Origin of the sequence: Streptomyces fructofermentans, from assembly GCF_014651055.1 — a bacterium.
Taxonomy (GTDB): Bacteria; Actinomycetota; Actinomycetes; order Streptomycetales; family Streptomycetaceae; genus Streptomyces; species Streptomyces fructofermentans.
This window is the reverse complement of sequence record NZ_BMWD01000001.1, coordinates 188,970-213,685: the sequence shown is the minus strand read 5'-3', so window position 1 is coordinate 213,685 and position 24,716 is coordinate 188,970. Positions and strand designations below refer to the sequence as shown.

The window sequence follows — 24,716 nt, the reverse complement described above, 5'->3', positions numbered from 1 at the left end:
CGGATGACGTTCGCCTCCAAGCTACTGCGGAGGGTCGGAGCGCGCGAGCGGAGCGTTCGCCGCGCCCCGTCCGTCACCGTCCGGAGTCGAGGAGCGCCGTCGCGGTGAACAGCTCGACGCCCACCGCGATCGCGGACTCGTCCGCGTCGAAGTCGCCCTGGTGCAGATCGCGCACGGTCCGCTCGCCGGGCTTGCGGACCCCCAGCCTGGCCATGGCGCCGGGTACGTGCTCCAGGTACCAGGAGAAGTCCTCGCCGCCCAGGCTCTGCTCGGTGCCCTCCACCGACTCCGCTCCCCGGCGTGCCGTCATGGCGTCGCGCAGCAGGTCGGTGACGGCCGGGTCGTTGACGACCGGCGGCACCCCGCGCACGTAGTTGATCTGGGACTTGGCCCGGTGCATGGTCGCGACCTCGTCGATGGCCGCGTGCACCACGTCGGGCGCGGCCCGCCAGGCGTCCAGGTCCAGGCAGCGCACGGTCCCCGAGAGTTCGGCGTGCTGCGGGATCACGTTGCAGGCGTGGCCCGACTCGATCCGCCCCCAGGTGACGGAGAGCCCCGACCGAGCGTCGACACGCCTCGCGACCAGCGCGGGCACGTCCACGGCGACACGGGCCGCGGCGGTCACGAGGTCGGTGGTCAGATGCGGCCTCGCGGTGTGTCCGCCGGCGCCGTCGAGGGAGACCTCCAGCCGGTCGCAGGCCGAGGTGATGGGGCCCTGCCGCAGTCCGATGCGTCCCGCGTCGACCCTCGGGTCGCAGTGCACGGCGACGATCCGTCCGACGCCGTCCAGCGCCCCCGACCCGATCGCGTCGGAGGCACCGCCGGGCAGCACCTCCTCGGCGGGCTGGAAGACCAGCCGTACGGCCCGCCCGAGCAGGCCCTTCGCGTGCAGGTCGGCGAGGACGAGGCCGGCCCCGAGCACCACGGTCGTGTGCACGTCGTGCCCGCACGCGTGCGCCCGGTCCGGGACGGTCGACCGGTAGGCGCACCCGGTCTTCGTGTCCGGGATGGGCAGCGCGTCGATGTCGGCGCGCAGGGCGAGCATCGGCCGCGCGGGGTCCGGCTCACCGATGTCGCAGGTCAGCCCGGTGCCGCCGGCGAGCACACGGGGCCGCAGACCGGCCTGCTCCAGCCGCGCCTTGATCGCCGCGGTGGTACGGAACTCCTGGAAACCGAGCTCCGGGTGCATGTGCAAGTCACGCCGGAAGGCGACGAGTTCGGCGCGCAGCGCCTCGGGCAGCGTGCCGGGGAGCGCGGCTCCCCCGGGCGTGACGGCCTCGGACTCTCGGGACATCAGTTGGTTCACCCTCTGAAGGGTAGGGCGACACGGCGGTCAACTGACCCACGATCAACAAAAGTTCAACCCATTCGGGGAAGAAAATCTGGCCGCGTGGCGCATAGGCATGGACGTGCGTGGGTAAACTCACCCACCTTTCCGGCGCGGGGATCTTGCGCCGGTCCGGCCGGGCCGGGATCCGCCGTTCCTCGTGGGAGAACCTCCGTGCGGCGGCACCCATTCCCGGGTCTCCCGGAACAGGTTCTCTACGCATACCACGCATACGGGCCCCGGGCCGGTTCTGTTCATCCCGCGGACCGGTGTCGCCACGGACGGTCACCGGGGGCACACGCGTACGCACCGGCCCCGCGGGTCCGCGCGCGGGGCCGCCCGCGCGCCCTCTTGCGTCCCGTGCGGTCCGGGGATCTAGCCGGCGGTGACCGCGGGCAGCCGGTGCACGTCCCTGGCGGTTCCTGTGACGCCGGAAAGGAAGCCCTGCGCCCGCGGCGAGGCGGTCTCCGTGAGCCAGGCCGGGTCGATGTCGAACACGGCGACCCTGACCTCCGTACCGGCGAGTGCCAGCGGCAGCGTGTGCACGACCGTGGACGGGAAGCTGAGGATCGTCCGGCCGGTCGGGCCGCGGCGGGCGATGAGTTCGAGCGGCAGGTCCGGGCGGACGATCTCCAGCCCGGTCTCGACGGCCAGCCGGTGCAGCTTCTCCGCGCTCTCGCGGCGGTGGGCGAAGTACCGCGTGGCGCCATGGGCCGCGGCGAGCCGCCGTACCGCCTCCACGTACCGGTCGGGGTCGACGACACCCGTCTCGACGAGGGACGTCCCCACCAGGTCCGCGCCCCTGGTGAGCCGGGGCGGCCCGAAGCGGGCGCGGGTCCAGCCGAACTCGTTGGCCGTGACGAGCACCCCCTCGGGCCGCTCGCCGATCGGCATGGCGGAGAAGATCTCCACGCGCCGTCCGGCGCCGGGGGTGAGCCGGCGGCGGGCCCGTGCCGAGACCGGGGCGAAGACCAGGTCCCGGAGCCCGGGACGGCCGCCGCGCCGGTGCCAGCGCACCAGCCGCTCCCCCCGGGCGAGCTGGGAGACGAACTCCATCGTCGCGGTGCCGTCGTCCACGACGACCAGGTCGCGCGCCCGGGTGATGGTGAGCAGCAGCTGCACGTAGCGGGAGAACGGGTCGCCCATCACGATCCGCTCGGCGCGCCGGAGCAGCGGCGCGAGGCCGCCGACCGTGTGGAAGGGCGCCGTGGTCCCGCCCCGCGCCTCCTCCCAGCGCACCTCGTGGCCCTCGTCCCGGGCCAGCTCGGACATGCGCCGCAGCTGCCCCCGGGTCATCGGGTCGGTCGGCGACAGCACGACGAGCACGAGCCCCGCGCCGGGTCCCGGCCGCCCTGCCGCCGGCTCCGTGCCCGGCGGTCCGGGCCGCCCGCCCGTCGCCCCGAGGCCGTGGACGTGCGCCCACTCCAGGACGTTGAGGAGCTGCACCGGGCTCTCGACGAAGGCCAGCGTGGTGGGTGACTGGGGGCCGGGGGACCCGGCGCGGGGGCTCATCGACGTACGACCGTCGCTTCCCTGGATCGGATCGGTGGGAGGAGGCTCAGACCGCGACCGGCTCGCCCGCCGCCGCGGCGATCTCGGCCTCGGCGACGACGCCCGGGACGCGGCGCAGCTTCTTCATCGGGCCCAGCTCGGACTCGTAGACCTTCTTGACGCCGTCGCCGAGGGAGGCCTCGATGGTGCGGATGTCGCGGACGAGGCGGGTGAGGCCCTGCGGCTCGACCGAGGCGGCCTGGTCGGAGCCCCACATCGCGCGGTCCAGGGTGATGTGGCGCTCGACGAAGGCGGCGCCGAGCGCGACCGCGGCGAGCGTGGTCTGCAGGCCGGTCTCGTGGCCGGAGTAGCCGATCGGGACGTTCGGGTACTCGGCCTGGAGGGTGTTGATGACGCGCAGGTTGAGCTCCTCGGCCTGGGCCGGGTAGGTCGACGTGGCGTGGCACATCAGGATGTTGTCGCTGCCGAGGACCTCGACCGCGTGCCGGATCTGCTTCGGCGTCGACATGCCGGTGGAGAGGATGACCGTGCGGCCGGTGGCACGCAGTTCGCGCAGCAGCTCGTCGTCGGTCAGGGAGGCGGAGGCGACCTTGTGGGCCGGCACGTCGAACTTCTCCAGGAAGGCGACGGCCTCGGTGTCCCACGGGGAGGCGAACCAGTCGATGCCGCGCTCCTTGGAGTACTCGTCGATCTGCCGGTACTCGTCCTCGCCGAACTCCACGCGGTGGCGGTAGTCGATGTAGGTCATGCGGCCCCAGGGGGTGTCGCGCTCGATGTCCCACTGGTCGCGCGGGGTGCAGATCTCCGGGGTGCGCTTCTGGAACTTGACGGCGTCGCAGCCGGCTTCGGCGGCGGCGTCGATCAGCTTGAAGGCGTTCTCGAGCTCGCCGTTGTGGTTGATGCCGATCTCACCGACGACGTAGACGGGGTGACCCGGGCCGGCGGTCTTCGAACCGAACGTGCGCAGACGGGAGTTGGTGCTCATGGTGGTGAAGTTCCTTAGTTGTCGAGGGAGTCGAGAGAGGGGCCGAGGATCCAGCTGGCGATCTCCCGGATCGCGCCGTCGCCACCGGGGACGGTGGTGACCGCGCGTGCGGCGCCACGTACGACGTCGTGGGCGCCGGCGACCGCCACGGGCCAGCCCACGAGGGCGAAGCACGGGAGGTCGTTGACGTCGTTGCCGACGTAGAGCACGCGCTCGGGCGCGATGCCCTGCTCCCCGCACCACTGCTTCAGTGCGAGGTCCTTCCGGTCGATGCCGTGCAGGACCGGGATCTTGAGCTTCCGGGCCCGGGCGGCGACGACCGGGTTCTGCTCCGTGGACAGGATCAGCATCGTCAGGCCGCTCCTGCGGAGGGCGGCGATGCCGAGTCCGTCCCCGCGGTGCACGGAGACGAACTCCCGTCCGTCGGAGTCGATCAGCACCCGGTCGTCGGTCTGGGTGCCGTCGAAGTCGAGGACCACCGCGTCGATGTCGTCGGCGGTGGGGAGGGCGCCCGGCCTGCTCGCGTCGAAGAGCGGCGCGAGGGCACGGGCGCGGGCGAGGTCGTGCGGGTCGTCGATCTCCAGGACCCGCGCGGGGTCGGTGCGCACGAGTTCGGTGCGGCCGAAGAAGCGGTGCCCGTGCTCACGCAGGCCCGCCGCGTCCATGGCGTAGGCGGCGCCCGTCTCCAGGAGGTCCTGGGGGCGGTCCTGGCGGCGCGGGCGGAAGGACTTGTCGTGGTTGACGCCGTGTCCGCCGGTGGCGTCCGCCCCGGCGGGGCCCACGGCCTCGGCGCGGGGACCCCCGCCGGCCGCCGGCCCGTCCTCGGCGTCGCGCCAGACGAAGCCGTGGAAGGGCGCCACGGTCAGGGCGGTGTCCGCGCCGTTCTCCACGACCGCGCCGGCCACCCCGTCGATGTCCTCGCGGACGAGGAAGGGGCTGGTGCACTGCACGAGGAGGACCGCGTCCACGGGCACCCCGTGCAGCGCCTCGTGGGCGTCGAGGGCGTGCAGGACGGCCGCCTCGGAGGTGGCGGTGTCGCCGGCGATGGCGGCGGGCCGCAGCACCACCTCGGCGCCGGCCTCGCGGGCCGCCGCCGCGATCGCACGGTCGTCCGTGGAGACCACGACGTCGGTGACGAGCCGGGCGGCCCGGCACTCGCGCACCGCGCGGGCCACCAGCGGCACTCCGCCGACGGGCAGCAGGTTCTTGGCGGGGACGCCCTTGGAGCCGCCCCGTGCGGGGATCACGGCGAGCACCCGGCGCACCGGTGGCGCCTGGCCCGCTTCCGAGCTGTTCATCGCTGTACTCCTTGACGAGGGTTCTGGGCGTCCGCGGACCGCGGGTGCGCCGGCGGGGCGCTCACAGCTCGCCCATCCGCCGGATGACGGGGGCCACGCGCTGCACGCCGTGCCGGTAGGCCCCGCGTGCGGCGCGGCGCACGATCTGGCGGACCGGGCCCGGCGTCCTGTCGGCCGCGGGGGCGCCGGGCAGCGGCCCGCCGTCCGGGCCGAGGTGGTGGCGGGCGAGGATGCCGGGCAGGTAGCCGGGCGCGGTGACGGGGGTGTAGTAGGGGGCGAGGGCGGGGAGTTCGTCCTGTCCGCGCAGTGCGGCGATACGGGCACGTGCCGTGTCGAACGCCGTCTCGTAGGAGCCGTTGCCCGCCCCCGTCGGGGAGGTGCCGCCGGGGGCGACGCCCTGCCGTGCCACCCAGTCCTCGTCGGGTGCGGGCAGGTGCCCGTCGTCGAGCTGGTTCCAGGAGGCGAGGCAGCCGGAGCCCACGAAGTGGTGGTTGCCGAGCGACTCGCGCACCCCGAGGTCGGTGAGGAGCACCGTCGGGATGCGCCGGTGCAGGGACTCCAGGGCCGCCGTGGAGCTGACGGTGACCAGCAGGTCCGTGCGGTCGAGCACCTCCCCCATGTGCCCGTAGACGAGACGGAAGTTGGCCGGCGTGCCGCCCGGGACGCGCTCCGCGAGCCGCTGGTAGGGCTGCTCCTCGATGTGCGTGGTGTGCTCGCCCGGCCTGGAGCGCAGCTTCAGCAGCACCTCGCGCTCGGGGTGCAGCCTGGCGTGCCGCACCAGCCGGTCGAGCAGGTACGCGCGGTCCGTGCGGCTCTCCGGCACGGAGGGCTGCGCGGCGAAGACGACCGTGTACGGGTCGCCGTCCTGCGTGCGCACGGCGCCGCCCAGGAACGGCAGCGCCACCTCGGTCACCGACGAGGCGTCGGCGCCGACTCCCTCGTACACCGCGGTGAACCGCTCGGCGTCCTGGCGGGAGTTGGCGAGCACGAGGTCCGCGCCGTGCCGCAGCAGCAGCCCGTCGGCGAGCTTCTCGTAGACGACGCCGACATAGCCGGTGACGACCACGGGCCGCCTCGCGCACCCCTGCCAGGCGTACGAGAGCCCGTGCAGCATCGCCTGGACGGCGCCGCCGACCAGGGCGAGGACGACGACGTCGTACTCCTGCGGGTCCATCGCGCGCAGGAACTCGGCGGCGGTGACCTCCCGGAGGGAGTCCGCCCGCACGCCGACCTCTTCGAGCTGGCGGGCGGTGGGGGTCGCACGGCCCCTCAGGAGGTGGCCGTCGAGCCTGATGTCCGCATCGGCCGGTGCGATGCGGTTCGCGGTGAGCGCGCCCCATTTCCACCGGGTGTCGGAATCGGCGAGGACGGCCACTCGCAGGGACTTCGTGGTACTTGCTGGCACGTCCAAGACGCTAGGAAGGCAATTCGATCGCCGACCCAACCGGAATGCAACAAAGGGTTAACAGCACATCGCCGAATGGGGTGTCCACCCCGGACCGGCCCCCTAAAAAGCTGGGTTCACCATTCCGCCACGCGTCGTTCACCTGCAATCCCACCGGCGGTCAAGACGAATGACGGGCCGCCGCCTAACGTCACGTGGGTGGTCAAGCTCTCCGTCATCGTGCCGTTCTACAACGTGCAGCAATACGCGCCCGACACCCTGAGGAGTCTCCGTGCGAACGCGGGCCCGGACGTCGAATTCATTCTGGTCGACGACTGCTCCCGCGACGAGACACCGGACATCCTCGCGCGCGCCGAGCGCGAGCTCCCGGGCGCGGTGCATGTCAGACACGAGAGGAACGGGGGACTGGCCACCGCGCGCAACACGGGCATCGACGCGGCACGCGGCGAGTACCTCACGTTCCTGGACGGGGACGACTGGCTCGCCCCCGGGTACTACGAGCAACTGCTCGCCGCGATAGAGGGGCTGGGCTGCGACTTCGTCCGTACCGACCATGTCCAGTGCACCGCGCGGGCCCGTGTCCTGCACCGGGTGCCGCACGGCAGGAGGGGTGTCGTGCTGAATCCGCGCGACGCGATCCTGCCCGCCGACCGCTCGACCTCGGTCGACTACGCCTACGCCTGGGCGGGCATCTACCACCGCCGGCTGGTCGACCGCGGCCTGCTGCACTTCACCGACGGACTGCGCACCGCGGAGGACCGGCCGTGGATCTGGAGACTGCACCGCGAGGCGGAATCGTTCGCCACCGTGGGACTGCTCGGTGTGTTCTACCGGCGCGGGGTCGCGTCCTCACTGACCCAGATCGGCGATGTGCGGCAACTTGATTTCATTCGCGCGTTCGACCAGGTGGTGAGGGAAACCGCGGAGGACCGGGACGCCCACAAACTCCTCCCGAAAGCCGTGCGGACCTACTGCGCGATTATTTCCCATCATCTGGGATCCATCGAAAGGTTCGAGGCACCCGTGGCCCGGAAATTGAAGTCGATGAGTGCCGTGGCACTGCGGAGCATGCCGCAGGACGTCCTCGACGACGCGCTCGACTCCATGGACGTGCAGCGGGCGACGCGGCTGCGCCGGCTGCGCCGCCGTCCGGCCGCCGCGGGGGTGACCGCGTGACCACCCAGATCTTCATGGCGTCGACGCTGTACGGCACGGCGACACTGGCCGCGGCCGTCGACTCCGGCTGCTTCGGGCCCGCCGGCCGGCGCGTCCTGCTCGTCTCCAACAACTCGACGACGCCGGAGACGACACCCGGCATCGACGAGATGCCCGGCTTCGAGCGGCTGCGCGGCCGGTTCGACGACGTGATCTCCTGGAACGAGACCATCTCGCCCTTCCACCCGGGCGGTTGGGCCCCCCGGCCGGACGACGTGCCGCTGTGGGAGCGGCATCTGCGGCTCGCCTGGGACCTCGGCGACGACGACGTGGAGCTGGTCGTCGAGTCGATCCAGGTCAACCCGGCCCTCGGCGTCGCGCAGATCTTCACGGGCGCGCCCCTGACCGTCTACGCGGACGGCCTGATGAGCTACGGGCCCACCCGCAGCAAGATCGACCCGCTGGTCGGCACCCGAGTCGACCGGCTCCTCCACCTCGACCTGGTGCCGGGGCTGACGCCCCTGCTGCTCACCGAGTTCGGCGTGGAGCCGGAGATCGTGCCGACGGACGCGTTCCGCGAGGTGCTCGCCGCCCTGGTGGACACGGGCGACGGCCTGCCCGCCGTCGAGGCCCCGGCGCTGCTGCTCGGCCAGTACCTCTCCGCGCTCGGCATCGTCACCGCCGAGGAGGAGGAGGACCTGCACGTCCGCATGCTCAAGGGCGCCGTCGCGCTCGGCCACCACCGCGTGGTGTTCAAGCCGCACCCCAGCGCGCCGGCCCGCTGGTCGCGCGCCCTGGAGAAGGAGGCGGGCAGGATCGGCGCCGACCTCACGGTGCTGGACACACCGGTCCTCGCCGAGGTGCTCTTCCAGCGGATGCGGCCCGCCCTGGTCGTCGGCTGCTTCTCCACGGCGCTGATCACCGCCTCGGCGCTGTACGGCCTGCCGGTCGCCCGCGTCGGCACCGAGCCGCTCCTCGAACGCCTCACGCCCTACGAGAACAGCAACCGCGTCCCGGTCACCGTCGTGGACGCCCTGCTCCCCGAGCTGTCCGACCACGCGGCGGTCGCCGGGCAGGACCGGGGGACGGGCACGGACGAACTCACCGAGCTGGTACGGGCCGTGGGCTACGCCATGCAGCCCAGGATCTACCCGGAGCTGCGGCCGGAGGCCGAGCGCTATCTGACCCGGCACCTGGACGGAAGCACCTGGCGCTACTTCAAACGGCGGCGCCTCACCTCGCTCGCGCTGCCGGGCGCGGTGCCCTCGCAGCTCGCGTTCATCCCGCGCAACGCCACGGTCCGCCGGGTGGCCCGCCGGGCCCGGTCCTTCAAGAAGGCCGCGCTGGGATGAGCCCGCCGAAGTCCTCCACCGCCCCGGCCCTCCCGCCGGAGGCGGGCCCCCGCGCCGCCGCCGTCCCGCCGGGCGACGCCGCTCCCCCGGCGGCCGGGCGCAGCCACGTACCGCGGCTGCGCGCGCTGGACGCCCTGCGGCTGGTGGCCGCCCTGATGGTCGCCGGTTACCACTACGGCGGCCGGGACGGCGAGGTCTCGCTGGCCTGGGGCACCTCGCCGCAGTCGCAGTTCCCCACCCTGCACCCGTGGCTCGCCTACGGCTGCCTGGGCGTCCAGGTGTTCTTCGTGATCAGCGGCTTCGTGATCTGCCTGAGCGGCTGGGGGCGCAGACCGCGCTCGTTCTTCGCGTCGCGGGCCTCACGCCTGCTGCCGTCGTACTGGGCGGCGGTCGTCCTCGTCACGGCGGTCTTCGCGCTGCCCGCCGTCGCGTACCACGCGGTCTCGCCGAGCGACGCGCTGGTCAACCTGACGCTCATGCAGGAGCCGCTGGGCGCCGACCGGGTGCTCGGGGTCTGCTGGACCCTGTGGGCGGAGATCCGCTTCTACGCGCTGTTCGCACTGTGTGTCGTCCTGCCGGGTGCCACCCGCCGCCGCGTCATCCTGTTCTGCGCGTCCTGGACACTGGCCGCGGCGATCGCCGTGGCGGCGAAGGAGCCCCTGCTCGACCTCGTCCTGATGCCCGACCACGCGCCGTTCTTCATCGGCGGCATCGGCCTCTACCTCGTGCACCGCGACCCACGGGACGCGTTCGCCTGGGGCATCGTGGGGGTGAGCTGGCTGATCGGGCAGAACCGCGCGGTCGAGGGGCTGTGGCATGCGCAGGACCCCGCGCACTTCTCGTACCGCAGCTCGGTCGGGATCGTCCTCGTCGTCACCCTGGGGTTCCTCGCGGTCGCCGCGATCGCCCTGGGCGCGCTGAACAGGGTCGACTGGCGCTGGCTGACGGTCGCGGGGGCCCTGACGTACCCCTTCTACCTGCTCCACGAGCATCTGGGCTGGGTCGCCATCGCGGCGTACCACCGGGGGCTGGGGCTGCCGTCGTACGCGACGCTGCTGCTGACCGTCGCGACGATGCTGCTGCTGGCGTGGCTGCTGAACCGCTACGTCGAGGGCCCGTCGGCACCGCGGCTGCGGGCGGCGCTGTCGAAGCCGCGCCGGACGTCCTGAAGGATCCCGCCCAGCGCCTCGCCCGCCTCGTCGAGGAGTTCGGCCAGTTCCGCCATCCGGCGGGCGAGTTCGGCGCGGACCGCGGGGTCGTCGACGAAGTCGAGCGGCCGCGGCCCGGCCGGGCCGCCCGCCTCCGGGACCGGCACGGCGCCGTCGGCGGCCGTCGGGTCCGTCACCGGCCGGACGGTCGCCGCGGGGTCCGTCCCGGCCGGCCGGGCGGCGGCCGTCGGGTCAGGTGATTCCATAGCGCGCCTCGATTCCGGCCAGCAGCATCTGCAGTCCTTCCTCGAACTGCTCGTCGTACTCCTCGAAGATCGCCGGACCCGCGGCCGCCGTCAGCGGGTACCCGGCGAGCCGTTCGGCGCGCTCGCCGACGTCGAAGCCCTCGCGGCGCTCCCCCGGCATGGGCCGTACGCCCTGCTCCTCCGTGACGAAGCCCAGCGTGTACAGGTAGGCGGTCGTCATGGCACGCACCGCCTGACTGAGGGTGAACCCCGCGTCCACGAAGACGCGCAGGTTCTCCTCCATCTGCACGGCGTGCTCGACGCCGGTGAAGCGGGAGCCGCTGAACACCTTGGCGCCGTCGCGGTAGCCCAGCAGGGCGGAGCGCAGTCCGCGGTTGGAGATCAGCACGCGCTCCCGCCAGCCGGTGCCGGGCGGCAGCGGGGTGCCGGCGACCATCCGCAGGTACATCCGCGTCGCCATCTCGTCGAGCAGCGCCTGCTTGTCCTTGAAGTGCCAGTACAGGGCGGGCGCCTTGACGTCCAGCTCCTTGGCGATGGCACGCAGGCTGAGGCCGTCCAGGCCGACGTCGTTCAGCAGACGCAGCGCGGTGTCGGCCACCAGCGTCCGGTCGATCTTCCCCACAGCCACGTCCGCACCCTATCCGGCGTTTCCCCCTTGACAACTTAACGACGTTAAGGAGATTCTCGCGACATGGAACTTAACAGCGTTAAGGACATGTCCGTGGACGTGCTGGTGGTCGGCGCCGGGCCCACCGGGCTCACCGCGGCCCTCGATCTGGCCCGCCGCGGTGTACGCGCCCTCGTCGTCGAGCGCTCCGACGCGCTCTTCCCGGGCTCGCGGGGCAAGGGCATCCAGCCCCGGACCCTGGAGGTCATGGACGACCTGGGCGTGCTGGACGCGGTCCGGGCGGCGGGCGGCCCCTATCCCGTCGGCATGGTCTGGCAGGACGGTGAACGGCAGGGCGAGCACCGGATGTTCGACGAGACGGACGCCACGGAGGCCGCGCCCTACGCGGGCGGTCCGTGGATGGTCCCGCAGTGGCGGACCCAGGAGATCCTGCTCGCCCGGCTGGCGGAGCTCGGCGAAAGCGTCTCGTTCGGACGTGAACTGGTGGGCCTCTCCCAGGACTCCGACGGGGTGACCGCGTCCTTCGCCTCGGGCCCCCCGGTCCGGGCGCGGTACGCCGTCGCGGCCGACGGAGGCCGCTCGGCCGTGCGGCGCGCGCTCGGCGTCGGGATGACCGGGGAGACCGTGGACCCGGGTCCGACGCTGGTCGCCGACGTGCGGATCGGCGGGCTCGACCGCGACAACTGGCATGTGTTCCCGCCCTCGGACGGACAGGGCTTCCTGGCCATCTGCCCCCTGCCGCACACCGAGGACTTCCAGCTCGTGGCCGGCTTCCCGGATCCGGAAGCCGTCCCCGACCTCTCCCCGGAGGGTGTCCGCAAGCTCGTCGCCGCCCGTACCCACCTGTCGCCCGACGACGTGCGCGAGGTCCGCTGGGCCTCCGACTTCCGGCCGCGGGCCGCGCTGGCGGACCGGTTCCGGGAGGGCCGCGTGTTCCTCGCGGGCGACGCGGCGCACATCCACTCCCCGGCGGGCGGCCAGGGCCTCAACACCAGCGTCCAGGACGCGTACAACCTCGGCTGGAAGCTCGGAGCGGTCCTGCGCGGCGGGGCGGACGCCTCACTCCTCGACTCGTACGAGGCGGAGCGGCGGCCGGTCGCCGCGCGGATGCTCGGCCTCTCCACCGGCGTCCACCGCGGCGAGGTCCGGCGCGGCGCGGCCACCCAGCAGCTCGGCCTCGGTTACCGGGACTCGCCGCTCTCCGCCGAGACCCGCGCCGGCCTGCCGGAGGAGGCACTGCGCGCGGGGGACCGCGCGCCCGACGGCAGCCGCGGCGGCGTCCGCCTCTTCGACGCGTTCCGGGGCCCGCACTGGACGCTGCTCGCCGTCGGTACGGACACCCCGCTGCCCGAACTGCCGGGCGTCCGCCCGGTGCGCATCCCGGCCTACGAGGCGTACGGCACGGGGGTGTTCCTGGTGCGCCCGGACGGCCACGTCGGCTGGGCGGGGGCGACGGCCGAGGGGCTCACGCCCTACGCGGCGGCCGTGGGCGCCGCGCCCGGGCTGTCCGCCTAGGCGGAGCCCGCCAGGGAGAGCTTCACCGCGAAGCCGAGGAAGAGGGCGCCGGCGGCGGAGGTCGCGCCCGCCGACAGCCGCCTGCGCTGCCGGAACGCCGCCGCCAGCCGGGTCCCGCTGAAGATCAGCGCGCTGAGGTAGAGGAAGCTGGCGAGCTGGGCGAACGCGCCGAGGACGACGAAGGAGAGCGCCGGGTAGGCGTACCCCGGGTCCACGAACTGCACGAAGAAGGCGACGAAGAACAGGATGGCCTTCGGGTTGAACAGGCTGATGACCAGGGCCCGGCGGAAGGGCCTCTCGTCGCCGGCCGGGACCGCCCCGGTGTCCTCGGCGACCCGCTCCCGCCGGGTGCGCCACATGCTCCACGCGGCCCGCAGCATCCCGACGGCCAGCCAGGTCAGGTATCCGGCGCCCGCGTACTTGACGATCGAGAACAGCAGTTCGTTGGCCTGGAGCAGCGAGGCGACGCCGGCCGCGGAGAGTGTCATCAGCACGGTGTCCCCGCACCAGACGCCCGCGGCGGCCCGGTATCCGGTCCGCACGCCCCGCCGTGCCGCTACGGAGAGCACGTAGAGGGAGTTGGGTCCGGGGAGCAGGACGATCAGCACAAGTCCCGCGAGGTAGGTGGGGGGTCGGTTACGCCAAGCATGGACCGAGTGTCGCACGCGGCCACGACACCTCACCTCGGGGTTTCGCGGTGCGAGACGCGGGGCCCGGCCGCCCGCCCGCGACGGGCCGGGACGCCGGAACCGGACGGCAGGACCCGCACGGCGACCCCGGCCCGCACGGGCGGAACCGGACGGCGCGACCCGCGTGCCGAGCCGGACCCGGACGGGCCGGGCTCAGAACGCGTCGCTGGGCACGTACGTCCCCCAGACCTCGCGCAGGGCGTTGCAGACCTCGCCCACGGTCGCCCGGGCACGCAGGGCGTCCTTCATCGGGTGGAGGACGTTGTCCTCGCCCTCGGCCGCCTTCTTCAGCGCGGCCAGCGCCGCGTCCACCGCGGGCTGGTCGCGTCCGGCCCGCAGCGCGGCGAGCCGTTCGGCCTGCTGGGCCTCGATGGCGGGGTCGACGCGCAGCGGCTCGTACGGCTCCTCCGCGTCGAGCTGGAAGCGGTTCACACCGACCACGACGCGTTCGCCGGAGTCGGTCTCCTGCGCGATCCGGTACGCCGAGCGCTCGATCTCGCCCTTCTGGAAGCCCTGCTCGATCGCGCTCACCGCCCCGCCCAGGTCCTCGACCCGCTGCATCAGGGCGACGGCGGCGGCCTCGACCTCGTCGGTCATGCTCTCGATGACGTACGAGCCCGCGAACGGGTCGACCGTCGCCGTCACGTCCGTCTCGTGGGCCAGCACCTGCTGGGTGCGCAGGGCGAGCCGGGCGCTCTTGTCGGTGGGCAGGGCGATGGCCTCGTCGAAGGAGTTCGTGTGCAGCGACTGGGTGCCGCCCAGCACCGCCGCGAGCCCCTGCACCGCGACGCGGACCAGGTTCACCTCCGGCTGCTGGGCCGTCAGCTGCACGCCGGCCGTCTGCGTGTGGAAGCGCAGCATCAGCGACTTCGGGTTCTCCGCGCCGAACTCCTCGCGCATCACCCTGGCCCAGATCCGGCGCGCGGCGCGGAACTTGGCCACTTCCTCCAGGATCGTCGTGCGGGAGACGAAGAAGAAGGACAGGCGCGGCGCGAAGTCGTCGACGTCCATGCCCGCCGCGACCGCCGTGCGCACGTACTCGATGCCGTCGGCCAGCGTGAAGGCGATCTCCTGCGCGGGCGAGGCCCCCGCCTCCGCCATGTGGTAGCCCGAGATCGAGATCGTGTTCCACTTCGGGATCTCGGCCCGGCAGTACTTGAAGATGTCCGCGATCAGCCGCAGCGACGGCTTCGGCGGGAAGATGTACGTGCCGCGCGCGATGTACTCCTTGAGCACGTCGTTCTGGATCGTGCCCGTCAGCCGGTCCGCGGGGACGCCCTGTTCCTCGCCGACGAGCTGGTACATCAGCAGCAGGAGGGCCGCCGGGGCGTTGATCGTCATCGACGTGGAGACCTTGTCCAGCGGGATGCCGTCGAACAGGACGCGCATGTCGTCCACCGAGTCGACGGCCACCCCGACCTTGCCGACCTCGCCGTGCGCGATCGGCGCGTCCGAGTCGTGGCCCATCTGGGTGGGCAGGTCGAAGGCGACCGACAGGCCCATCGTGCCGTTCGCGATGAGCTGCTTGTAGCGGGCGTTCGACTCCACGGCCGTCCCGAAGCCCGCGTACTGGCGCATCGTCCAGGGCCGGCCGGTGTACATCGACGGGTAGACACCGCGGGTGAACGGGTACTCCCCCGGCTCCCCGAGGCGCTCCCCGGGGTCCCAGCCCTCCAGGGCCGCAGGACCGTAGACCGGGTCGATGGGCAGTCCGGACTCCGACTCGCGCGCCATGGTGTGCTGCCTCCCGGTGCAGTGCTGCTCGCCAGTGGTTACCGGCCCTCTCACGGACTGTAGTGGCGCCCGCGCGGGCGGTGGAGCGGCCCCGCCCGGGAGTTTCCTCACAGGCGGGGGGAGACCCCGCTCACAACAATGCCGCGTAGTTCGCGACCGGGCACCCGCGGGCACCATGTCTGGTGGCACGACGGTACGTCGACCGTGCGGCGACGGCCGGGACCGGTGAGTGGCGGGGGTGTTCTGGTGCGTACACCAGTCATGCGGAGTTCAGTGGCGGCGGTGGCCGCGGTGGTGGCGCTCACGGCGGCGGGTGCCTGCACGATCCAGACGGTCGACCCGGAGACGGGACGGCCGCGCGCCGGCACGCCCGCGTCGCCGGACCCCTCGCCCGACGACGGCAGACCCGCCCGGCCGTCCCCCACCCGGTCGTCCGCGGCACCCGCGCCCACGCCCACGCGGGCGCCCGAGGTCCTCTGGTCACCGGGCGACCGGGGCGGGGAGGTGCGCGAACTCCAGGCCCGGCTGCGCCAGGTGCAGTGGCTCTACCAGGGCCCGACCGGGACGTACGACGTCACGACGGCCGCCGCGGTCAGGGGCTTCCAGGGCAAGCGGGGCCTGCCGAGGACCGGCAGCACCGACGCGGTCACCTGGCGGCGGCTGCTGGCGATGACCCACGAACCGGGCAAGTGGGAGCTGTACGCGTCGGGCGGCCAGCCGGCCGCGAAGCCGGACCCGCGCTGCATGAGGGGCCGGGTGCTGTGCATCAGCAAGACCAGCCGCACCCTGCGCTGGATGGTCGACGGCCGCACCGTCTCGACGATGGCCGTGCGCTTCGGCTCGCAGTACACGCCCACCCGGGAAGGTGTCTTCAACGTCTACTTCAAGTCGCGCCACCACGTGTCGACGCTCTACGACTCGCCCATGCCGTACGCCATGTTCTTCAGCGGCGGCCAGGCGGTCCACTACTCCGCGAACTTCGCGGCGACGGGCTACTACGGGGCCTCGCACGGCTGCGTGAACGTACGGGACGAGGGCCGGATCGCCGCACTGTTCGCGCAGGTGAGGAACGGCGACAAGGTCGTCGTGTACTGGTGACGCGGGAGGCGGGAAGGTTGTGCGGGCGCGGGCGGGACCGGGGGAACGTGTCCCCCCCGCGCCTCTGTGCACAGAGCCGTGGGTACGGGGGGAACCCCGGCTCGTGCGACAGCCGATGACCAGTCGGCTCGCTTACTACTGCGTCGGGGCGGCTGAAAATGTCACACCGGCCGCCGGGGACCGCGGGAGGACGTACTCGTGAGTACGCCGCCGCGCCCGAGAAGTGCTCGCAGGAGTACTCAGGAGTACGCGGGCGACAGGGGGTCCGCCGGCAGCGCTCCGGCGTCGGGGGCCGGGTCGGGGGCCCGGGTCGCGGGAGGCCGGGCCGGCGCGGAGACCGTGGGGCCGGCGTCGCCCCGGAACAGCCGCGGGCGTACGTGACCGCCGTCGCCGTCCGAGCCGTCGCCGTCCGAACCCCGGCCGTCCCAGTCGTCGGTGGAGTCGTGGCCGTCGCGGCCGTCCCGGCCGTCCCGGCCGTCGCGCCCCTCCAGCAGGACCCGGCAGTACTTCCGCACGCGCTCGGCGCCCCTCGCCGCGTCCTCCAGGCTGCGCCTGCGGTCGAAGTCGAGGAGCTTGCCCTCGCGGTAGTCGCGGCAGGCCGAACGGGCCCCCGCCCACAGGCGCCCGAACCGGTCCTCGCGGTTGTCGCCGTCCGACCCGTCCGGCGTGTCCTCGTCCTGGCGGTCCCCGGCCTCGTCGCGCCGGTCCCGGCTCCCGTCGTCCGGGGTGCTCGCGCCGCCCTCGGAGCGCGGGGTCCCCGCGCCTCCGTCGGGCGTCTCGTCGGGTGACGGCGACACGAGGGGGCGCTCAGGTGTGACGGCGGCCGTCACGGAGACCGTGGGTTCCGGATCGCCCCCGCCGAACGGCAGTTCGCCGGAGACGGCGGCCATCGCCCCGCCGCCGAGCATCCCGGCGGCCAGGGCGGCGGCGAGTCCGTAGCGCACGGGGCGTCGCGGACGGGACGGCGGGCGGCGGTGTCCCGGCGAGCGGCCGAGGCGGACGAGCCCGGCGTCGGAGGAGACGGCGGCCGAGACGGCCGCCGAGCGCGGGACCGGTCGTGCGGCTCGGGCGGCGGGCTCACCGCCGGGGCCCGTGCGCGCGACCCGGAACGCGGCCAACGCGGCTTCCTCACCCGGAAGTTCGGCTCCCGCGGCGGTCCGTCCGGTGCTCTGCGCACCCAGGGCGCCGAGTGCTTCGGCGAGCCGGTCGGCCTGGTCCCGGAAGTCGTTGCCGACACCGTCGAGCGGCTCTCCTCGCAGCAGTCGCTCCGCGGTGTCGCGGTCCAGCCACCTGTACTGCTCGTCGGCCATCACATGTCCTTCTGCGTCCGCGAACGCGTATGCGTCACACCGGCGGACGTCACCGCGCGGGTACGCGGCTCTCTGTGCGGGGGTCTCTGCGGGGGTACGGAACTGAGCGAGCCGACGGATTCCGGATCGGCGCCGAGCAGCTCCGCGAGCCGTTTCAGACCCCGGTGCGCGGCGGTGCGGACGGCCCCCGGCCGCTTGCCCAGGGTCTCGGCCGCGGTCTTGGCGTCGAGGCCGACGACGACCCGCAGCACGACGGCCTCGGCCTGGTCCTGCGGGAGCTGGGCTATGAGCGAGAGGGTGCGGCCGGTGGCCAGTGCCTCGATGGCCTCGCCGGCGGTGTCGGACTCGGCGGCCCGGCCGGTCAGTTCGGTCTCGTCGCCGCCTATCGAGGGACGGCGGCCGCGCATGCGCATGTGGTCGAGCGCGCGGTTGCGGGCTATCCGGGCGGCCCAGCCGCGGAACCGGTCGGCGTCACCGCTGAACCGTTCGAGGTCGCGGGCTATCTGCAGCCAGGCCTCGGACGTGACGTCCTCGGCGTCCGGGTCGCCGACCAGCGTCCTCACGTATCCCAGGAGCCGTGGATGCACGGCTCGGTACACAGTCCGGAACGCGGTCTCGTTTCCGTCCTGTGCCGCAAGCACCGCGGTGGTCAGCTCCGCGTCGTCCCCCAGCACCGCGCCCCTTTTGCGCCCAAGCCGGCGCCGCTCTCGCGGACCGGGTCCCCGCCGTCGTGGTCCTCACCTGATGGTGGCGGTCCTGCCCCGCATCCGGCGCGAAATGCACGTTACGGCTTGAAACCGGGGCCCGTCCATGTCTGTACAACGTGCAACCAACTCGATTCGGCGTGGGGTGTGACACAAAACGCACCCCCGACGCTGAAGAGAGTACGGGCCGCCGCGCGGCCCGTGCCGCGCGACGGCCGGGGCCTCTCCTGTGGGGGGTGGCGGCCCCGGCCGTTGCCATCGGCCCGCCCGGTGCCGCGGCACGGCCTGTGCCGCCGGCCGTTCCGCCCCGCGCGCCTGGCAAGTCCGGCGCGTTCTAAGTGCCTTTCGCGCCCTTCGGGCTCCCGGCACCCTTCGCGCCTTCCATTCCTTTCACGCCTTTAGCGCCTTTCGCACCCTTCCCGCCCTTCGCCGGTTTCCCGCCCGGGCTCGACGACGGTTCGCCGGGCGCCCCGCCGCCCGAGTCGCGCTTCCCCCCGGCCGCGGCCGGCAGGCCCGCGCAGAACTCCTCGACGTGCTCCTCCCCGCCCGCGGCCCGCACGAGACGCCGCCAGGCCGTGGAGTCCAGGGCCCTGCCGCGCCCCTCGACGGAGGAGTACGCGCGGCAGTGGGCCGCCGTGTCCCCGGCCGTCGGGCGCCGTTCGTCCGGGGCGCCGGAGGGGGAGGCCGTCAGAGGGGCGGGCACCGAGGTGGGCCCGGCCTGCGCGGGGGCACTGCTCGACGGCCGCCGCGTGTCGCGATCCGCGCCTCGCTCCCGCGTGTCGCCGGCCGCCGCACCGCCCGGACCGATGGACGCGAACGCGACACCGCCGAGCGTCGCGCCCGCGGCGAGCGTGACCAGGGCGGCCCGCAGCGACCAACGGCTCCGCCGCTCCCCCGCGGGCCGCCAGTCGTCCCGCCGCCGGGTGCGGGCCGCCCGGTGCGCGCCCGCGTCCCGCGCCGACCGGAACGCCGCGAGCGCCCTGCCCTCGGCCTCCGGGTCAAGGACGGCCCCGCGCGAGGGGGCGCCGGTCGGGGCGACCCGACCTCGGGAACCGCCCCCGCCGGCCGGGGAGCCGGACGCGCCGGCCCCTTCCGCCGGATGCCGGGCGGGGCGGTCCGGACGGCCGTCACCGGCCTGTCGTCCGCTCATGTCCGCATCCCCTCCCCCTCCCCCGGCCCCGCCCCGTCCGCCGTTCGTCCCGCATCCCCCAGCGTCCGGGGGCCCTCATCCGTCACACCCTCGGTCCCGAGCCGGCGGGCCAGCCGCTTCAGGCCCCGGTGCGCGGCGGTGCGCACCGCGCCGGGCCGCTTGCCCAGCACCCGGGCCGCGGTCGGCCCGTCGAGACCGAGGACGACCCGCAGCAGTACGGCCTCCGCCTGCTCGCGCGGCAGGCCCGCGACGAGCCCGAGGGCGTACTCGGTCGAGAGGGACTCCAGTGCCTGGTCGTGCGTGCTGTGCGCGCCGGGCAGTTCGAGCATGTCCCGTTCGAGCGCGGACGCCTGCGGACGCACCCGTCTACGCCTGAGGTGGTCGAGCGCCCGGTGCCTCGCGATGGTCGCGGTCCAGCCGCGGAAGCCCGTCCCGTCCCCGCGGAACCGTCCCAGGTCGCGGGCGATCTCCAGCCACGCGTCCGACGCCACGTCCTCCGCGTCGTCCCCGACCAGCCCCCGCAGGTAGGCCAGGAGCGCGGGCTGCACGATCCGGTACGCCACGGCGAAGGCGACCTCGTCCCCCTCCTGCGCCTTCGCGACGGCCGCGCCCAGGTCCCCGTCGGCCGCCCGCCCGCGGCGGGATTCCCCTCCCTGGTCCAACACTGTCCTCGTCGGCACCGAGTTCGTACCGCGTTCGTACCGGATTTCCGCCACGCGCCACGGATCGCCGTGCCCACGCGCCCCCACGGTCATCAGCGTCGGGCGCCACGGAAATGTCACAGCCCGTCAGCCGCACGGCCCACCCCCGCGGAACCCAGCGGTCCGGTGCGTGCCGGCCATTCGTACGGGCATCCCCCACCCGGCTCCGTGCCACGCGGGGCCGGCCCACCGGACCGAGCGGGCGGCGTGCCGCCGGAATCGCCTCGCCACCAGAGTGACGGAGGTCACCGCGAACCCACTGGACACCCGGGCAACCATCACCCTCCCCCGAGCGTCCTGGAGCCTCGAAGTGACGTACGCCACACCGAAGTTGGGTGATGTTTGGCTCTGCGGTAGCGCTGAATTGATGAGCCACCCCGTGACGGGTGGGTTTTTTATGAGGCCTTTCTAGGGGTGGGGTAATTGAGTCGCCGGACGACGCATGCGTACAGACCGCTGAGTCTGAAACGGAGAGCGTGGCTGACGATCGGGGCCGTCGTGCTGGGCGGGGCGGGTGCGGTGACGTACGCCGTCGCGAACCCGGCCGCCGACCCGTCCGACGACGCCGTGCGCACCAAGCGGCCCGTGCGCGTGCAGGAACTCGCGATGCGGAGCGACGGCGCGGACCGGCGCGAGGTCGAGCGCACGGACACCCGGCCGTTCTCGCTCCTCGGTGTCACCTGGACCGGCGCGCGGACCGAGTTGGACGGCACGGCCCAGGTCCGCACCCGCAGCACCGGGACCGGTGAGTGGACCGGCTGGCAGAACCTGGACGTCGAACTCCACCCGGTCGACCGGTCCGAGCCGGGCGCCAAGGAGGCGCGCGGCGCCTCCGACCCGCTGTGGGTCGGCCCGAGCGACGGTGTCGAGGCACGCGTGGTGGCCGCGGACGGCACCGAGAGCGCCGGGCTGCCGAAGGGGCTGGAGGTCAGCCTCGTCGACCCGGGAGTGACCTCCGCCGAGGCGAGGAACAAGGCGCTCGGCACGACCGAGGGCATCGCCCTGGACAACGCCGCGTTCGCCGCCGAGGACCCGACCGCGCCCGCGGTGCCCACCGACGCGGCCTCGGCGTCCGTCGCGCCGACCGGGTCCGCCGGCGCCGAGCCCACCGCCGAGGACACCGCCTCGCCCTCCGGGGACAGCTCGGAGAGCGCGTCGGCCCCCGCGTCGGCCTCGGCCTCCGCGTCCGAGACCCCGGACCCGGTCCCCTCACCGCCGCCGTCCACCGTGGCGCAGCCGCCGATCATCTCCCGGGCCCAGTGGGGCGCCGACGAGTCGACGGTCAAGGACCCGCCGGAGTACATCGAGAAGGTCAGCGCCGTCTTCGTCCACCACACGGTCGGCACGAACGACTACAGCTGCGCCGAGTCCCCCGCGCTGGTGCGCGGCATCATGGCGTTCCACGTCCAGGCCGAGAAATGGAACGACCTCGGCTACAACTTCCTGGTCGACAAGTGCGGCCGGATCTTCGAGGGCCGCGGCGGCGGTGTCGACCTGCCGGTGCGCGGCGCCCACACCTTCGGCTTCAACGGCGACTCGGCGGGCATCGCGGTCCTCGGCGACTTCGAGGGCGCGGAGGCCACAGCCACCACTCCCGCCAAGTCGGCCGGCAGGCCGACCAGGGCGGCCCTGGAGTCCGTGGCGCGCGTCGCCGCGTGGAAGCTCGGCCAGTACGGCGGCAACCCGAGCGGCCAGGTCACGCTGACCGCCGCCGCCGACACGGAGGTGTGGGACGCCGGCGAGCAGGCCACGCTGAACACGATCTCCGGCCACCGCGACGGCTTCGCCACCGCCTGCCCCGGCAAGAACCTGTACTCGAAGCTGAGCGAGATCCGCCGGTACGCCTCCAGCCCCGCGAGGAACTCCGCGGTCCCCACGTCCGACTTCAACCGTGACGGCATCAACGACGTCGTCGCGGGCGTGCCCAAGGCGTCCGGCGACACCGGCAACGTGGTCGTCGTGCCCGGCGGCCTGACCGGCCCGGTCGCCGCGGCGAAGGTGCGGCTCACCCAGTCCAGCGCGGGTGTCCCCGGCGCGTCCGAGACGGGCGACCTGTGGGGCGCGGCCACCGCCTCGGGCGACATCGACGGTGACGGCGACGCCGACCTCGCGATCGGAGCGCCCGGCGAGGACGACAGCACCGGTCACAAGGACCGCGGCGCGGTGACGATCCTGTACGGCCCGAAGTTCGACACCGGCGCCGACACGATGGCGCTCGGCGACGACTTCGAGCCGGCCTCCGCGAAGTTCGGCGCGGCCGTCGCGGTCGGCGACTTCAACGCCGACGGCAGGGCGGACGTCTTCACCGCGGCCACCGGCACCGGCGGCAACTGGGCGGCCCGCTTCGGCGACGGCCACGAGGTGGCCGGCGACCTCACGGGCAAGGACGGCGACCTCGCGTACGCGGACGCCGCGAGCGGCGACTTCAACCGGGACGGCTACGCCGACGTGGCCCTCAACTACCGTGACCAGTCCGGCGTCGGCAGGGTCACCTGGTTCAAGGGGTCGAAGTCCCTCGGCCTGGCGAAGGTGTCCACGCTCACCGTGAAGGGCGGCCGTTCCATCGCCGCGGGCGACGTGAACGGCAACGGCTACGACGACATCGTCATCGGCCAGCCGTACACCGCGGAGTCCGGCGCCAAGGCGGGCGGCCAGGTCACGATGGTCCCGGGCACCGCCACGGGCTTCACGACCGCCGGCCTGACGACCATCCACCAGGACACCGCGGGTGTCCCGGGCGCCGCCGAGTCCGGCGACGGGCTGGGCTGGTCCGTCTCCGTGGGCGACCTCAACGCCGACGGCTACGCGGACGTCCTCACCGGCGCGCCGAACGAGGACATCACGCGCAGCGGCGCCAACCAGTCCAACGCGGGAGCCGTCTGGCTCTTCAAGGGCGCCTCGACCGGCCTCACCGGCACGGGTTCCCTCTCCTACTCCCAGGACACGGCGGGCATCGCCGGCTCCACGGAGAAGGAGGACAAGCTGGGCTCGTCCGTCTCCCTGACGGACTTCTCCGGCCGCGGCCGCGCCGACCTGCTGATCGGCGTCGAGGGCGAGGACGCGGGCAACGGCACGCTGCTGTACCTGCCGGCCACGGCCTCGGGCGTCTCCCTGGCGACGTCGGTGTACTACGGCGTCACCCAGCTCGGCACGCCGGCGGCCGGGCGTCTGGGGCAGACCCTGACCCCGTAGGACCCGCCGCTTCACGGCAGAGGCCGGGCGCCCCGTTCGAACGGGGCGCCCGGCCTCTGCCGTACGTCGGTGCTTGTCCGTGCTTCTCGGTGCTTGTCTGTGCTTCTCGGTGCTTCTCGGCGCGCATCGGCGGTCCTCGGCGCGCCGCGTGGGGAGACTGCGGCCGCGGGGCGCGCTCAGACCCGTCCGCGGGCCCTGCGGGACACCACCGCGCGCAGCACGCGCCGGCCCTCGGTGGAGAGGTCCAGGGCCTGCCGCAGCCCGGTGGGGCCGTGCGCCGACAGCAGTTCCAGGATGGCGATCTGGCGGCGCAGTTCGGCGGCCACGAGCGGCGGGATGTCCTGCGTGCCGCCCTCGCGGTGGGCCGTCATCGAGGACGCCCCGTCGTCCGAGGCGTCGAGCAGCCGGTGGATCTGGAGCGCGGCGACCGAGCAGGCGTCCGCCCAGGTGCGGAGGGTGTCCGCGGTGCACTCGGCGGGGGCGGCCAGCAGCATGCGGTGCGCGAGCACGGCGGCCTCGCCCTCGGCGGAGGCGTCGCCCTCCGGGAGGCCGGTGGCGTCGAACCCGGCACGCGCCTGCTCGACGCGTTCGCCCCAGTCGCGGCGCCACTGGTCACCGCCCTCGGCGAGGCTCGCCCACAGCGGCCGCAGCATGTCGTCGTCACCGCCCGACAGGGGCACACACCTGTCCAGGCACGCCAGACCGCTGGTCGCCAGACCACGCTCGTCGGCCTGAGCGATCAGTTCCACCAGGCTCATCACGCCTCCCTCGGTGGGGCCGCCGCCGGTCACGGAGCCCGCACTTCCCCTTACTGCGTGCACTGTGGCCGGAACGTCACACTGCGAGATGGCCGAAATCTACATCGGGATGACGCCGAGTCGATCGAGGAAGCGGAAGAAAAGCATTTCCGCGGACGGATCGGCGTCCGCGGTGAGTACGTCCAGCACCGGTTCGTCGGGCACCGAGCGGCCGGATTCCGCGGCCCAGGCGACGGCCCGCTCGACGGCGTCGCGCGGTTCCAGGAAGAAGTCGTCGACGGTGAGCCCGTCCTCGTTCCCACCGAGGTACCCCGCCATCGCGTCCCGGGCCAGGCACGTCGTCCACGCGCCGCTCTCGGGCGCGGCCGCCTCCACGACCACGCAGTCGCTGTCCATGACGTACCCGAACAGCGCCGGCGCGCCCGTCTCCGCCGCCAGGTCGTTCATGTTGCCCACGTCGCCGGTGGACGCCCCGTCCGGGGCGTTCGGGCACTCCCACACCTGCCAGCCGCCGTCCGCCGTCTGATGCAGCGTCATGCCCGGGGCGCCCGACAGCGCGCCCAGTTCCGCCAGCGGCAGTTCGCTCCTGCCCACGACGAAATACCCCCAGTAGCCCATCCCGCTCCCCCCGGTGTATCGGTTCGGCCAGGCCGAATACACCACAAAGGCACGCCTGTCCGCCACCGGAACGGACAAGTCGCCCCTCGCGCGCCACGGCGGCCGGGGTCCCTCCCGCGGGGCTCCCCGCGCCGCGCGCGGGCGGCGCGGGCAATCCGCGCGAGGGGCCCG

The 24,716-nt window shown here is 73.6% G+C and carries 19 protein-coding genes and 1 pseudogene; 6 read left to right on the top strand and 14 right to left on the bottom strand.

Annotated features, from left to right (window positions below; genetic code table 11):
• Positions 1-73 precede the first annotated feature (73 nt).
• From IE265_RS00850 to IE265_RS00830, 5 genes are all read right to left on the bottom strand, one after another.
• Positions 74-1,294 carry an amidohydrolase gene (locus tag IE265_RS00850; protein WP_190033731.1) on the bottom strand — a complete coding sequence of 407 codons (1,221 nt, stop codon included), beginning with the start codon at positions 1,292-1,294 and terminating at the stop codon, positions 74-76.
• A gap of 408 nt (positions 1,295-1,702) precedes the next feature.
• Entirely contained in the window at positions 1,703-2,839 is a 1,137-nt protein-coding gene (locus IE265_RS00845; protein WP_190033297.1) for a hypothetical protein, read from the bottom strand.
• Positions 2,840-2,885: 46 nt separating this feature from the next.
• Positions 2,886-3,824: an N-acetylneuraminate synthase family protein gene (locus IE265_RS00840; RefSeq protein ID WP_190033296.1), complete on the bottom strand. Its 939-nt coding sequence runs from the start codon at positions 3,822-3,824 to the stop codon at positions 2,886-2,888.
• A gap of 14 nt (positions 3,825-3,838) precedes the next feature.
• Positions 3,839-5,122 carry an N-acylneuraminate cytidylyltransferase gene (locus IE265_RS00835; protein ID WP_190033295.1) on the bottom strand — a complete coding sequence of 428 codons (1,284 nt, stop codon included), beginning with the start codon at positions 5,120-5,122 and terminating at the stop codon, positions 3,839-3,841.
• 61 nt (positions 5,123-5,183) lie between these two features.
• Complete coding sequence (locus tag IE265_RS00830) at positions 5,184-6,527, bottom strand: DUF6716 putative glycosyltransferase (RefSeq protein WP_190033294.1); 1,344 nt, start codon at positions 6,525-6,527, stop codon at positions 5,184-5,186.
• A 198-nt stretch (positions 6,528-6,725) separates the two neighbouring features.
• On the opposite strand from IE265_RS00830, the gene IE265_RS00825 reads away from it, so the two are divergent.
• From IE265_RS00825 to IE265_RS00815, 3 genes are read left to right on the top strand one after another with little or no spacing between them, the layout of a single operon-like run.
• Positions 6,726-7,703: a glycosyltransferase family 2 protein gene (locus tag IE265_RS00825; protein WP_190033293.1), complete on the top strand. Its 978-nt coding sequence runs from the start codon at positions 6,726-6,728 to the stop codon at positions 7,701-7,703.
• Positions 7,700-9,034, top strand: a complete 1,335-nt coding sequence (locus IE265_RS00820) for a polysialyltransferase family glycosyltransferase (protein ID WP_190033292.1) — start codon at positions 7,700-7,702, stop codon at positions 9,032-9,034. Before IE265_RS00825 ends, IE265_RS00820 begins: the two co-directional genes overlap by 4 nt.
• Complete coding sequence (locus IE265_RS00815; RefSeq protein WP_190033291.1) at positions 9,031-10,203, top strand: acyltransferase family protein; 1,173 nt, start codon at positions 9,031-9,033, stop codon at positions 10,201-10,203. Before IE265_RS00820 ends, IE265_RS00815 begins: the two co-directional genes overlap by 4 nt.
• Here IE265_RS00815 and IE265_RS00810 read toward each other — a convergent pair.
• Both IE265_RS00810 and IE265_RS00805 read right to left on the bottom strand, forming a co-directional pair.
• A complete protein-coding gene (locus IE265_RS00810) occupies positions 10,137-10,379 on the bottom strand; it encodes a hypothetical protein (RefSeq protein WP_190033290.1) in 243 nt (80 codons plus the stop codon). The genes IE265_RS00815 and IE265_RS00810 overlap by 67 nt on opposite strands.
• A gap of 55 nt (positions 10,380-10,434) precedes the next feature.
• Positions 10,435-11,076: a TetR/AcrR family transcriptional regulator gene (locus IE265_RS00805; RefSeq protein WP_190033289.1), complete on the bottom strand. Its 642-nt coding sequence runs from the start codon at positions 11,074-11,076 to the stop codon at positions 10,435-10,437.
• Between the two features lie 87 nt (positions 11,077-11,163).
• On the opposite strand from IE265_RS00805, the gene IE265_RS00800 reads away from it, so the two are divergent.
• Positions 11,164-12,591, top strand: coding sequence for an FAD-dependent oxidoreductase (locus tag IE265_RS00800; RefSeq protein WP_190033730.1), 1,428 nt, complete (start codon positions 11,164-11,166; stop codon positions 12,589-12,591).
• On the opposite strand, the pseudogene leuE reads toward IE265_RS00800, so the two are convergent.
• Positions 12,588-13,240: pseudogene (leuE, locus tag IE265_RS00795) on the bottom strand (leucine efflux protein LeuE). The gene IE265_RS00800 and the pseudogene leuE overlap by 4 nt on opposite strands.
• A 193-nt stretch (positions 13,241-13,433) precedes the next feature.
• Complete coding sequence (locus IE265_RS00790) at positions 13,434-15,014, bottom strand: acyl-CoA mutase large subunit family protein (RefSeq protein ID WP_190033288.1); 1,581 nt, start codon at positions 15,012-15,014, stop codon at positions 13,434-13,436.
• A 261-nt stretch (positions 15,015-15,275) separates the two neighbouring features.
• Here IE265_RS00790 and IE265_RS00785 point away from each other — a divergent pair, with 261 nt between their 5' ends.
• Positions 15,276-16,112, top strand: a complete 837-nt coding sequence (locus IE265_RS00785) for a L,D-transpeptidase family protein (RefSeq protein ID WP_190033729.1) — start codon at positions 15,276-15,278, stop codon at positions 16,110-16,112.
• A 239-nt stretch (positions 16,113-16,351) separates the two neighbouring features.
• Here IE265_RS00785 and IE265_RS00780 read toward each other — a convergent pair whose 3' ends face one another.
• From IE265_RS00780 to IE265_RS00770, 3 genes are all read right to left on the bottom strand, one after another.
• Entirely contained in the window at positions 16,352-17,422 is a 1,071-nt protein-coding gene (locus IE265_RS00780; RefSeq protein WP_190033287.1) for a hypothetical protein, read from the bottom strand.
• Entirely contained in the window at positions 17,422-18,096 is a 675-nt protein-coding gene (locus IE265_RS00775; RefSeq protein ID WP_190033286.1) for an RNA polymerase sigma factor, read from the bottom strand. The genes IE265_RS00780 and IE265_RS00775 overlap by 1 nt, the downstream gene beginning before the upstream one ends.
• A gap of 1,176 nt (positions 18,097-19,272) precedes the next feature.
• Positions 19,273-19,938, bottom strand: a complete 666-nt coding sequence (locus tag IE265_RS00770; protein ID WP_190033285.1) for an RNA polymerase sigma factor — start codon at positions 19,936-19,938, stop codon at positions 19,273-19,275.
• Between the two features lie 558 nt (positions 19,939-20,496).
• Between IE265_RS00770 and IE265_RS00765 the strand changes: the two genes are divergently transcribed.
• The gene (locus tag IE265_RS00765) at positions 20,497-23,169 is read left to right on the top strand and encodes an FG-GAP-like repeat-containing protein (RefSeq protein WP_308434761.1); all 2,673 of its coding nucleotides are present in this window, start codon (positions 20,497-20,499) and stop codon (positions 23,167-23,169) included.
• A 176-nt stretch (positions 23,170-23,345) separates the two neighbouring features.
• Here the strand turns inward: IE265_RS00765 and IE265_RS00760 are convergent, their stop codons facing one another.
• Positions 23,346-23,927 (bottom strand): hypothetical protein, encoded by a 582-nt coding sequence (locus IE265_RS00760; RefSeq protein WP_190033283.1) that lies wholly within the window; start codon positions 23,925-23,927, stop codon positions 23,346-23,348.
• Between the two features lie 99 nt (positions 23,928-24,026).
• Positions 24,027-24,545 (bottom strand): hypothetical protein, encoded by a 519-nt coding sequence (locus IE265_RS00755; protein ID WP_190033282.1) that lies wholly within the window; start codon positions 24,543-24,545, stop codon positions 24,027-24,029.
• Positions 24,546-24,716: the final 171 nt, after the last annotated feature.